The sequence below is a fragment of the Bacillus pumilus genome, from assembly GCF_900186955.1.
GTDB classification, from domain to species: Bacteria; Bacillota; Bacilli; order Bacillales; family Bacillaceae; genus Bacillus; species Bacillus pumilus.
On record NZ_LT906438.1, the window covers coordinates 853,278 to 865,616 of the forward strand.

General features: G+C 40.3%; 10 protein-coding genes. 7 read left to right on the forward strand and 3 right to left on the reverse strand.

The window, feature by feature from the left end:
* The first annotated feature begins 459 nt into the window (after positions 1–459).
* Genes CKW02_RS04125 through CKW02_RS04135 form a run of 3 tightly spaced genes read left to right on the forward strand, consistent with a single transcriptional unit; the run spans position 460 to position 7,549 of the window.
* A complete protein-coding gene (locus tag CKW02_RS04125) occupies positions 460–6,606 on the forward strand; it encodes a SpaA isopeptide-forming pilin-related protein (protein ID WP_231953221.1) in 6,147 nt (2,048 codons plus the stop codon).
* A gap of 21 nt (positions 6,607–6,627) precedes the next feature.
* On the forward strand, positions 6,628–7,230 hold the full coding sequence (locus CKW02_RS04130) for a class D sortase (RefSeq protein WP_034620889.1): 603 nt from the start codon (positions 6,628–6,630) through the stop codon (positions 7,228–7,230).
* Positions 7,223–7,549: a hypothetical protein gene (locus CKW02_RS04135; RefSeq protein WP_003217869.1), complete on the forward strand. Its 327-nt coding sequence runs from the start codon at positions 7,223–7,225 to the stop codon at positions 7,547–7,549. Before CKW02_RS04130 ends, CKW02_RS04135 begins: the two co-directional genes overlap by 8 nt.
* A 53-nt stretch (positions 7,550–7,602) precedes the next feature.
* On the opposite strand, the gene CKW02_RS04140 is transcribed toward CKW02_RS04135, so the two are convergent.
* From CKW02_RS04140 to CKW02_RS04155, 3 genes are all read right to left on the reverse strand, one after another.
* Positions 7,603–7,917: a DMT family transporter gene (locus tag CKW02_RS04140; RefSeq protein ID WP_003217878.1), complete on the reverse strand. Its 315-nt coding sequence runs from the start codon at positions 7,915–7,917 to the stop codon at positions 7,603–7,605.
* Positions 7,918–8,262, reverse strand: coding sequence for a DMT family transporter (locus tag CKW02_RS04145; RefSeq protein ID WP_003217798.1), 345 nt, complete (start codon positions 8,260–8,262; stop codon positions 7,918–7,920).
* Positions 8,263–8,528: 266 nt separating this feature from the next.
* Positions 8,529–9,107, reverse strand: coding sequence for a TetR/AcrR family transcriptional regulator (locus CKW02_RS04155; RefSeq protein WP_034620888.1), 579 nt, complete (start codon positions 9,105–9,107; stop codon positions 8,529–8,531).
* Positions 9,108–9,280: 173 nt separating this feature from the next.
* Here CKW02_RS04155 and CKW02_RS04160 point away from each other — a divergent pair, with 173 nt between their 5' ends.
* The 4 genes from CKW02_RS04160 (at position 9,281) to CKW02_RS04175 (ending at position 12,268) form a co-directional block, all read left to right on the forward strand.
* A complete protein-coding gene (locus CKW02_RS04160; protein ID WP_003217854.1) occupies positions 9,281–9,829 on the forward strand; it encodes a VanZ family protein in 549 nt (182 codons plus the stop codon).
* Complete coding sequence (locus tag CKW02_RS04165) at positions 9,826–10,290, forward strand: DUF6884 domain-containing protein (RefSeq protein WP_003217866.1); 465 nt, start codon at positions 9,826–9,828, stop codon at positions 10,288–10,290. Before CKW02_RS04160 ends, CKW02_RS04165 begins: the two co-directional genes overlap by 4 nt.
* 150 nt (positions 10,291–10,440) lie before the next feature.
* Positions 10,441–11,070, forward strand: coding sequence for a rhamnogalacturonan acetylesterase (locus CKW02_RS04170; protein WP_003217853.1), 630 nt, complete (start codon positions 10,441–10,443; stop codon positions 11,068–11,070).
* Positions 11,071–11,224: 154 nt separating this feature from the next.
* Complete coding sequence (locus CKW02_RS04175) at positions 11,225–12,268, forward strand: NAD(P)/FAD-dependent oxidoreductase (RefSeq protein ID WP_003217825.1); 1,044 nt, start codon at positions 11,225–11,227, stop codon at positions 12,266–12,268.
* Positions 12,269–12,339 lie beyond the last annotated feature (71 nt).

Sequence of the window (12,339 nt, forward strand, 5' to 3'; positions counted from 1 at the left end):
ATTTTTTTGCTGTTGAAACGGTAAATGTAAGAATAAAACGCAGCAACTTTTTGATTACCATATGAAAGGGAGTAGAAAGGAATGCGATTTATATAATGCTGAACTGTCTCACCTTACATACGATATGATACATGCTTGTTTCATATGAACGAACCATATGTGAGTACATGCTTATATATGCATGTACACATTATTTATTGTTCATTCCAGTATAAATAGAAAAATTCACATTTATTCTTTTCACGATCCTCTCACTATTCCTCATTTCTATAGACCCCTATCCAGTTATTATATCCACTACTCATGATTCCCTTTCAAGCTCATGATTGATCAACTCATTTTATTCATAGGGTCTTAAGGGGCAAATTTTTAGAAAATATTTGATCAGAAGCGGAGTGATTGATCTGACAGTATACAAATGATTTTTTTAGCATGGTTGAAAATTAATTTTAGAAAAGGGTGGATGTATTGAAAAGAATATTGTCATTGGCTCTCATCGCGGTGTTAGTCATACAGTCTAGTATATTAGGAATCTTGCCTTTAGCAGGGGCACAAGCAAAAGAAAGCCAAGAAAACATTTATGGAGATATTGAGTTTGCTGATAGCGAAGGAAACAAGTTATCAAACATGGAAGATCAGCAAGTCAGAAAGGCAATTGTCCATTGGTCGATAAAAGGAATCGATCTAAAAAAACAATATCCGTATGTTCTCACTCTTCCTTCAGCCATACAGGTAGAGAAGGAACAGAAGGAACCCATTACTGTGGGTGACATACTTGTTGGTGAGTATACCGTTTCAAAACAAAATGAAGTGACGGTCATATTTAAAGAAGATGTTGAACTTGATCCAAATTTAGAAGGATCAATAAACATAGATGTCACCAGTATAGCTGAGCCAAAAGAGAAAACAAAGCAAAACGAGCGTGAAGAAAGCCTTCCAAAAGATGACTCAACCTCATCTGAAAAAGACGATAAGAATCAAGAAGCCGCTCAAACGAAACAAAGCGATGAAGATGAATTACTAAAAAACAAAGTGAACGTATCTAAGCGTGTAGGGCTGCAAAGTGTTTCAAAACAAATGCTGATACAAGAAAATCTCCTCACTGATGCGAAATTAATATTTGAAGATCAGGAAGGAAATTCAGTTGATAAGCCTGACATCAACTCGCTTATTTCCATTAACTATGAGTGGGCGATCCCAAATGGTCATAGCTATAATGGCGGGGATGAATTCCATTTCAAGGTTCCAGAGGAATTAGTGATTTATGAAAAAATCGATCGTCTCGAGATGAAATTTAATCAGGTAACCATTGGTTATTTTTCTGTAGATGAGAGCGGAAATGCCTCCATCGAATTCACTGACTTTATCAAACAATATTCAAATATCCATGGAACACTTCAAGTGTGGACGCAATTAGATCAAAAAACAGTCATTACTGAAGAAAAAGAAGTGGTCATTACCCCGATTGAAGGCAAAGATACGATATCGATCCCGATTCAATACATTCCAAATGGTCCAAACGTCTCTAAAAAGGGAGAACCAAATCGATCTTACAATGCTGAAACCATTCAATGGACAGTCGATTTTAATATGGACTTAGACGATGTGAAACAAGCGAGACTTTTAGATCCGATTCAAGAAGGTCAAGCGTTAAAGAAAGATTCAATCAAGCTTTATCGTGTTGATACAAAGCTAAATGGTGAAACATCGCTTGGTCAGCTGCTTGACGAAAACCACTACACAATTGGCCAAACAGCAGATGGTCAAGATTTCACGATTGAATTTAAAGATGACGTGCATCTAGCTTACCGTTTAATGTATGAAACGGACATTACGAATCAAGATCAGTCTGCGTTTCGTAATAAAGCGTCCCTTGTCTCTGCTGATAAAGTGATTAGTTCAGCAGAAGGAACAGTGAATGTGACAAGAGGCAGTCCTTTAAATAAAAAAGCCGCCCACTACGATCCAGTCACACAAACAATTACGTGGGAAATTCGTTACAACTATAACGAAAAAAAGATTGCTGAAAAGGATGCTTTGTTAGAAGACTTCTTTAATGGCACACAGGCGCTGATTTCTGATTCAATTCAAGTCAAGGAAGTCACAATTGATCAGGATGGCAAAGAATCAGGAACAAAAGCGTTTGGAAATTATGTGGTTCAACCTCAAAAAAAGGATGAACAAAACGGGTTTACCTTGCAATTCAATCAAGATATTCAATCGGCTTATCTCATCACATATCAAACAAAAGCAACCGAGCGGATTTTCGAAGCTGAAGAGATTATCAATACTGTAACAGCTGGCAAAGAGAGCAAACAAGGGAAGCAAAGAATTGATCAACAAATTCTAACGAAAAATCATGGAACACCGAATTACAAGAACAAGACCATTCCATGGCGTATCACCTTCAACAAAGATCAACAAACCATGAACAACGTGATATTAAAAGATACGTTTACAAACGAAGGATTGACGCTGCAAAAAGATAGTTTAAAAGTGACAACAGGTAATACAGTGCTTGAAGAAGGCACAGATTATCAAATCGTTGAACATGCAAATGGATTTGATATTCAATTTATGAAAGAAATCAAGACAGAACATACCGTCACATATACAACGTCTTTTGATTATGAAAAAAGAGCAGATAAAGATCAAAAGAACCTGCGTAATCATGTAAAGCTTGAATGGGTAAATGAAGATGGCAAGGATTTGACGAAGGAAAATCAATCTGTCTTCACGCCTGACACATACACGCAGTCAAATGGGTTCAAGAACGGAACATATGATGCAAAGAAAAAAGAGATCACATGGAATATCGGTGTGAACTATAACTTGAAACATTTAGAAGAGGCGAAAATCGAGGATTTCATTCAAGGAAATCAGCGTTTGCTTAAAGATTCAATCACCGTCTACTCGCTTGATTTACAAGGCGGGGAAAATGGAGCGGAAGAAAAAGAGGTATTAGCGAAAGAACATTATGACATCAAATTCCTTGAAAATGAAAAAGGAGAATCAGGCTTCGAAGTCATTTTCAAACATGCCATTGATTCCCCATACAAAATCACGTATCAAACAAGTGTTGAAGGAATGGATTTAGTACAGAAAACCTACGAAAATAAAGCGACCCTTTTTGATGGAAAGACGAAAGAATCAGACGTGAATGCTGTGGTGTCCATTCCAAATGGAGGGAAATACACGAGCAAATCAGGAAATCAACAAGGGAAAGTCATTGATTGGAAACTGAATATCAACTTTGGTCAATCAACAGTCCAAGATGCGACGATTATAGACCATCCGAGCAGTAACCAAGCGATAATAGAAAACTCATTTCATCTCTATTCGACGACAATAGATGAAAAGGGGCAAGTGACCAAAAAGGAAGAGCTGGAAAAAGGGAAGGACTATGAACTAGACCTTGAATTCGATCCAGATTCTTTTCAAATCAAATTTAAAGAAGAAATCACGAGACCATATATTTTAGAATACCAATCTCTCATTTTAGATAAGGTGGGAAGTACACTTCAAAACGAAGTAACGTTTAGAGGTGAAAATGTAAAAGAAATCAAAAAGGAATCCGAAGCCTCAATTGTGGTCAAACGCACCGCTGGTATGGGAGATGGCACAGGAGCGATTGGCGCTTTAACCATTAAAAAGGTAGATGCGAGTAGTGGAAAAGCGCTAAAAGGAGCAAGCTTTTCTCTGACTGATGCTGCGAGCGGTATCGTCATTGGAACAAAGACAACAGATGAAGAAGGAGCTCTTCGATTTGATCGTCTTCTATATGGTGACTATATCGTGACAGAAGAGAAAGCACCTGATGGTTATATTAAGACGAAGGAACCAATCAATGTAACGATTGATCAGCCCTACGAATCAGGAGATCAAGCGAAAACAGGAAATAGCATGACGGTGCAAAACCAAGAAATCCGCCAGCATGTCCAGTTAACGAAAAAAGACAAAGAGACGGGTGCGGTATTAGAGAATGCAGAATTTGAACTGAAAAATGAATCTGGAGATACCGTCCAAACCCATTTGAAAACGGACGATAAAGGAGAAATCCTTTTCAAACATCTTGAGCCAGGTTCCTATTATTTTGTTGAGACAAACGCACCGAAAGGCTATCAATTAAATCAGCAAAAATGGCCGTTCACAATCAAAGAAAATCAAACAGAAACAACGATTGTCACTGCAGTAAATGACATCATCAAAGGCTCTGCTGAATTGAGCAAAATAGGTGAAGGCGGAGAGAGACTAGAAGGTGCACAGTTCAAGCTCTTAGATCAAGACGGGCATGAGCTAAATGGTTCGCTTGTTACAGGAGAAAATGGCAAGATCACGATAAACGAACTAAGACCGGGTACGTATCAGCTCATTGAAACAAAAGCACCTGATGGTTATGTATTAGATGAAACACCAATCAAATTTGAAGTACCACTCGATCCAACAGAACCAGTCATCATTTCACAAAAGAACCTATATGAAACAAGTGCATTAGAAGTGATGAAAGAAGGGGAAGATGGTAAGAAGCTTCAAGGTGTTCGATTTGAAATCACGGATCAAAATGACGAAGTTGTACGTAAAGATTTGACAACAGATAAAGATGGGAAGCTTTTGGTCGATAACCTCAAACCGGGCAAATATCAGCTTGTCGAGACAGAGAGTATTGATGGTTATCAAAAGAAAAATAAACCTTATCCGTTTACCATCGAAATCGCACAAAAAACACCGGCAGAGATCAAAGTGATCAATGATCTCAAAACTGGAGCTGTCCAGCTCACGAAGCTTGGTGAAAAGAATGAAGCGCTTGAAGGAGCAGAATTCAAGCTTGTAGATGCAAATGGAAAAGAGATGAAAACAGGTCTCGTCACTGATCAGAACGGGGAAATCATCGTCAACGATCTTAAACCTGGAACCTATCAGTTTGTTGAAACGAAGGCTCCATTCGGTCATGAGCTTGACGAAACACCTGTCACTTTTGCTATTCCATTTAACCCTGAGAAGCTGGTCAGTGTGACAAAAGAAAATAGCCGTACAACAGGTGGAGTGCTGTTACACAAAAAAGGCGAAGAGGGGAAATCATTAGAAGGGGTTGTCTTTGATCTATCTGATGCCAAAGGAAAGATAGTGGCAGGAGGAGAAGGGATTACAACCAATCAGGATGGAAAAATCACCTTCACAGGTCTAAAACCTGGAACCTATCAATTTGTTGAAAGAAAGAGTCTTGAAGGCTATGAATTGAGTGCGAAACCACTTGTCTTTGAAGTTGAATTAGGTCAAAAAGAATGGATTCAAGTGGAGGCGATCAATCAGCTCAAGAAAGGTTCTGTAGAACTCACAAAAATAGGGGAAGAAAAGGAAAGATTGAAAGGCGCAGAATTTACACTTTTCAATGACGATGGTAAAGAATTGATGTCAGGTTTAACAACCAACGAAAAAGGCATCATCACTGTCCACGATTTGAAACCAGGTGCTTATCAATTGGTTGAAACGAAGGCTCCTTTTGGACATAAACTTGATGCAGAACCAGTAGACTTTCAGATTGATTTCAATCCAAATCAACTGGTGAAAGTGACAAAAGAAAATGTTCGGATGACTAGTGCTGTGCAGCTTCAGAAAAAAGGAGAAGATGGTCAGTTGCTCAATGGAGTGACCTTCGATCTGCTTGATGAGCACGATCAACGTATAAAGAAAGACTTAAAGACAGACCAAAACGGTCAACTAACAGTCGATCAACTGAAGCCAGGAACCTATCAATTTGTCGAAACAGCGAGCATTGCCGGCTATGAATTGGATCAGACACCTGTCTCATTTAAGATTCGTTTAGGTCAAGACAAACCAGCCAAAGTAGAAATGATTAACAAGCTGACGCCGGGAGCAGTGGAACTGACCAAAGTGGATGATGAGGGACATACGCTGGAAAATGCAGAGTTTGCTCTTCTAAGTAAAGAAGGGAAAACGTTGAAGAAATCACTTGTAACCGATCAAAAAGGAAAGCTTCTCATCAACGATCTAAAACCGGGAGAATATCAATTCGTTGAAACGAAAGCACCTCATGGCTATCAATTGGATAAACAGCCGATCCTGTTCACAATTGAGAAAAATCAGCAGAAGCCGCTTCAATTAACAGCGAAGAATCACTTGATCTTAGGAAGTCTGCGTATCATAAAGGTAGACCAGCAGACAGATAGAACTTTAAAAGGTGCTGCCTTTGACATTCGTACAAAAACCGGGAAAACCATAAAATCTGTGACAACAGGAAAAGACGGAGAAGCCATTGTTAAAGGGCTTAAACCTGGTGAATATACACTCACAGAGACGAAAGCTCCAAATGGTTATGTAGCTTTAAAGAAACCACTCGCTTTTACAATTCAAATGGGCGAAGTGGAGATCAAGACATTGATTGTGAAAAATGCTCCAGTGAAGAATGAAGAGGACCACACGAATCCTCCAGCCTCACCTAAAGGGGATCAACATCCACCTCATGACTCAAACGGTGAGCTGCCAAAGACTGGAGAAGAATGGCTGCGTTACTTGATGTATGCAGGGATTTTACTAGCAGCTTCTGGAACTGTTCTTCTTGTTGTCAGAAGAAGAACCATTCAGTAAAAGGAAGGAACGAGTGTATTGATGAAAAAAAGAACCTTATTAGGCAGCTTTTTGGTGGTCACGGGGCTGATACTCACCTCCGTTCCTTTTCTATATGAGTGGCGGACTTCTCAGGAGACAGCAGCAATGGAACAGGCATTAAAGATGATTGAAGAAAATGAAAGTGATGCCCTTTCTTCAATTCCACATTTAACTGTGTCAGAAGAAGACCTGCGAGATGTGATGGAGCTAGAGATCCCGTCAATTGATTTAAACGAAAAAGTGCTTCCTGTTACATCAAAAGAAAATTTAGGTATAGCACTGACTCAAATTAAATCTCATCAAATGCCAGGTGAAGGGAATTTCACGATTGCAGGGCATAGAGGATATAGAGGCGACCGGCTTTTCAGGCAGCTGCCAGAGGTGCCGAAGGGAGAAAAAGTCGTCTTACATCATCAAGCGGAAACATATGAATATAAAATTGTCAGCTCAGCTACGATTGAACCGACGGATGTTGATGTACTAAAGGATCGCGGGAAAAATGAACTGACATTGATCACTTGTACTCTTGATGGTCAGAAACGATTTGTCTTAAAAGGAATACGAATCAATGCTTCAAAGGGTGAGCAACCGTCGGATGTATAACACCAACATAATAGATGATGGATACGATGGAAAAGCAACGCTCACGATCGACATGTTACACCAATTGTTATCAGAGCATTATCCAACATTAAAAAACGAACGTTGGGATGTTGATGTAGATACAATTCGGACTTCGCCTATTCTTCATCCTATATTAAAAAGAAAGCTTCCAATTGGTATCGAAAAATTCACCTGTGTGTTGTTTACGCAGCAGACACCAGCTTTTGGAGAACCTTTGATAGTGTACTTTTTATTAGATGAGAAAGGCGAATCGATTTACGCAATGGATCTCTTGCTCGAGCAGCATGATCCACATTAAACGAGAACTAAAAAAGGAAGGGGCTTTGACTCCCTTCCTTTTTTGTCATTCAATTACGCAAATAACTTCAGCCCAACGACGCCAATCACAATCAGCAGCAAGCTGAGTATACGAATCATGTTTTTCGGCTCTTTAAATAGAATCATATTAAACAAGACAGAGCCCGCCGTTCCAAGTCCAATCCAGACCGTATAGGCAACGGATACTTGAACGGAAGAGAACGAAGCGTATAAAAACAAAAAGGATAACGCAAATCCGCCGACAAATAAAATACCTGTCGTGATTTGCTTTTTCTTACTAAACATATTGAGGCCAATGGTTCCGCCGATTTCGCAGGCAGAGGCTAATAGTACAAAAAACCAGCCCATTTATACCGCTTCTCCTTTCTGCTCATGTGCATCTCCATCAGACACTTTCAGTCCAATAATGCCGAGAATTAAAATGCCCATAAATAAGAGCTTTTCTAATGAAAACGAACCGCCGAACAGCGCGTAATCCATCAAAGACGTACCAATCGTTCCAACTCCGGCAAACACGGCGTACACGGTCCCTGTCGGCAGCTTCTCGCAGGCTTTCATTAAAAAATAAAAATCAACCGGGATCAAGCAAATAATGATCGCCCACTCCCACACCGCATCAGCTCTATTTAAACCAAACACCCAAAGTAATTCGAATAAACAAGTGAGTGCGACATACATCCAGCTTTTTTTCATCGTATTTCCTCCTAAAACTGACGATTCGTCATTTTGAAACCAAAAAAGAGCGTACAGCAAGTGCTGTACTCAGATTGTCGACAAAGGGCTAAAATGAACTTTATTTTAGCCCTTTGTCTTCTTTTCAGCGTGATAGAAAACCTTTGCAGTCTAGGAAGGACGAGTACTGGCGCGGAGCGAATTTGACATTCGTGAGCACCAGCACGCAGGACTGACACCGAATGCGAGGGTTTGTCTACACGCCGTACAGCAAGTGCTGTACTAAGTTAAGGTGTCTCTATGCCAAGTGCGTAAAGAAGAAATTGTTTCACTTCTCGCTTTTGAATCAGAACCTCTTCTGTATCTGTTTCTGTAAATAAGTACATTTGCTCAGCAGACGATTCAAGTAAACCAATAATGAATTTGGCTGCATATTGACAGTTCAAATTCGCACGGACCCTTTTGTCCTGCTTTGCTTTTTCTAAAAAAGCAGCGACCCATTTGTAAATCGGCTCATAAATATCTTCCCATTCCTTTAAATGCTCCGTGGCAGCTAAACCTGAGTAGGTTAGAGCAAGGACGTCACGATATTGTCTTGTAAAAGAGAAGATGAATTCAACAAGCGCATCTGCTTGATCGAGGACATCCGCATGCTGAGTCAGTTCCTTTTCAATAGCGGGAACCATCTGCGAGATCAAATGTTCTGCGATAGCAGGCATGACAGACAGCTTTGAAGGAAAATATAAATAGTACGTTCCTTGCGCCACTCCTGCTGCTTTCACAATATCCGAAATGGTCGTTTTTTCAATTCCTTTTTCTTTAAACGCATCAATGGCAGCAAGCATAATCTTTTCTCGTTTCGACACATCATCACCGACCTTAAATGACTGAATGTCAGTCAGTTTAGCGGAAAACTGACGATTTGTCAATATGGGTGTCTCGTCATTGAATAGGAGAATAAGTGATGAATAGATGCGGGCAGGCCTGAATAAGCTGTAAATATGGTCAAGCATCATGTGAGAAAGGGGCAGCTCTCCGTATGACATTCAGTGCGATGTTTTCTATTGCTTATTTTCTCTTGCTCGTCCCGCTCTATCTATATATGAGATACAGACAGGCGAAAAAGCAAAAACGATTTATCTATTTACGCACAGAAATCGTTCTTGCCTGTCTGTTTATGTATACGAATGTTTTATTGTATTTGACGGTCTTTCCTAATCGTTTTTCCGCACCAAGGGATCAGGTGAGTGTCAACCTCATGCCTTTGCAGTCCATTTATCAAAATCTCCATGCCTATCATCACGGCTATCCCAATCTTGTTTTTTTAAATTTGGCAGGGAACATTTTGTTATTTGTGCCACTTGGTTTTTTTCTCTATCAAGCATTCCGAACCATGCGCTGGCAAAAGGCGATTCTTGCTGGCTTTTTCTTGTCAACCATGATTGAAGTGCTTCAATGGGTTTTCTCGCAATCTGGTATGATTACAAGAAGCAGCGATATTGATGATATTCTCTTAAATACACTCGGCACAGCGCTAGGTTGTATGTTGTATCGGATATATCGACGAAGGAAGGAGAAAATCAAGTGAAGCGAGTATGTATCATTCCATGTGGGGCAAAGAAAATTTGGGACGTCCATCCAGAGGCGGGGAGCCAGCCAGCGAACCTCGTTTATTTAAGTCCGCTGCATCAGCATACGAAAAGCTATGCCCAAACGTTCTTTTCAGACTGGCTGATCATATCAGCGAAGCATGGATTCTTAAAAGCAGATGAAATCATTCATGAAAATTATGATGTGGCTTTTGGTACACCGCATGCTGATCAGATAACACGTGAAGCACTAAGGCAGCAATTTCATGAAAAACATCTCACTGCATATGATGAACTAGTGATACTAGGTGGAAAGAAATATCGAAAGGTGATCGATCCTTTATTACTTCCTCATCAGACAGCGATTTATCCGCTAGCTCCATATAAAGGAATTGGCTACATGATTCAGGCGTTAAAGCAAGCCGTTGAGACAAAAGTAGAACTTCCGCCGAATATTTAACGCATTCACATCTACCGGTAAGCAGGGGTTTGATCATTAAAAAGAGAATGAATGAAGTAGCGATGCTGATTGTTTCATATCTTTTCAGCAGCCACTAGGATGTCCGCATCGCTTATAAGAGTGGCTATATGAACAAGGGGGCGTATGAACATGACAACCATCTATTTAGCTGGTGATTCAACCGTTGCATCTTACCCGGATCGTCCTGTTCAAGGAGGATGGGGAGAGTTTTTACATCGCTATACAGCGCAAGGCGTGAGCGTCGACAACCGCGCAATCGGTGGAAGAAGCTCAAAAACATTCATTGAAGAAGGACGGCTTGATAAAATATTGGCTGACATTCAGCCTGGGGACTGGCTGCTTACACAAATGGGGCACAATGATGCTTCAACGGAGAAGCCCGAACGGCATACAGATCCTTTCACGACGTATAAAAGCTATTTGTCTCAATATATTCACGGAGCAAGAGCGAAAGGCGCTACACCGCTTTTATTAACGCCAGTCGGCCGCTTTCATGAAAAAGACGGAGAATATATCAATGATTTCCCTGATTACTGTGCCGCTATGAAAGAACTAGCTGATGAAGAAGAAGTCCTTCTTGTTGATTTAAATACGGCAAGCCTTCAATTTTATCAAATTTCCGGCATAGAGAAAACCACTTCTTACTTTATGCTGTCAACAGGCGTAGAGGATCGCACGCACTTTACAAAAGAAGGAGCAGATGCGATTGCAAGACTTGTTTCGCTTGAATTAAAAGACCTTGGATTAACGATTGTGTGATGGATGACAGGACGAGAAAGAGCTCGTCCTGTTCTTTTTTTTGCAGAAAGCTATTGATTCCCTTCACCAGAGTAGACTACAATAGGTACATATGATAATGAGAATCAATATCACTTATAAATAGATCAATCGATGAAAAACTGGAGGGACTCAAATGACAGAGCAGCTTGAATTGTTTGACGTCACCATTATTGGTGGCGGTCCAGCAGGAATGTACACCGCCTTTTATAGTGGGATGCGGGATTTAAAGACGAAGGTACTGGAGTATAACGAAAGCCTTGGTGGGAAAATCCTACTGTATCCAGAGAAAGTCATTTGGGATGTAGGTGGATTAGTGCCAACAAGAGGAGAGCAATTAATTAAACAGCTTGAACAGCAAGCCAAAACATTTGAACCTGTCATTGCATTAAATCAAAAAATAACAGACTTTCATCGCTTAGAAGATGGAAATATATTGATTACGTCCGAAAATGGTGATCACCATTTAACCAAAACCTTGATTTTGGCAATGGGGCACGGTATTCCAGTTCAAAGAAAGCTGGAGGTTGAAAATGCAGATCGCTATGAAGTAACAAACCTTTATTATACGGTTCAGGAGCTCAAAACCTTCGCTGGAAAAAGAGTCGTCATCTCTGGGGGCGGCGATTCTGCGGTGGATTGGGCAAATGCCCTTGTGCCAATTGCGAAAAGTGTCACTGTTATACACCGCAGAGATATGTTTGGTGGACATGAAAAAAACGTGGCGAATATGAAAGCATCAAGTGCACGTATTTTAACCCCACATGAATTAACTGACCTACATGGTAACGGAAAAGAAATCGAAGCTGTCACTGTTCAGCATTTAGAAACAGGTGAAAAAGAACGTATTGAAACAGACGCAGTCATTGTCAACCACGGCATGAAAGGCGATTTAAGTGTTCTTGCAGAATGGGGATTAAAGCAAGGTGAATGGGGACTCATTGAAGTGAATGAGCAGATGGAGACCAATTTACCAGGTGTGTATGCAGTAGGTGATTTATGTACACATAAAAGCAAGGTCCGCTTGATTGCAGGAACGTTTGTAGATGGTGTGAACGCACTAAATAGTGCGAAATTATATATCGAACCAGATGCGGAGAAAGTGGCGTATGTATCTTCTCATAATGAACGTTTTAAGGAAAAAAACAAAGAATTGCTAGCAGCCGGTGCGGATCGCTAAAAAAACAAAACAAGAAGGGTGGTGCCGCAACGGCATCACCTCAGATTGTTGACAAAGGGCTAAAATGATTT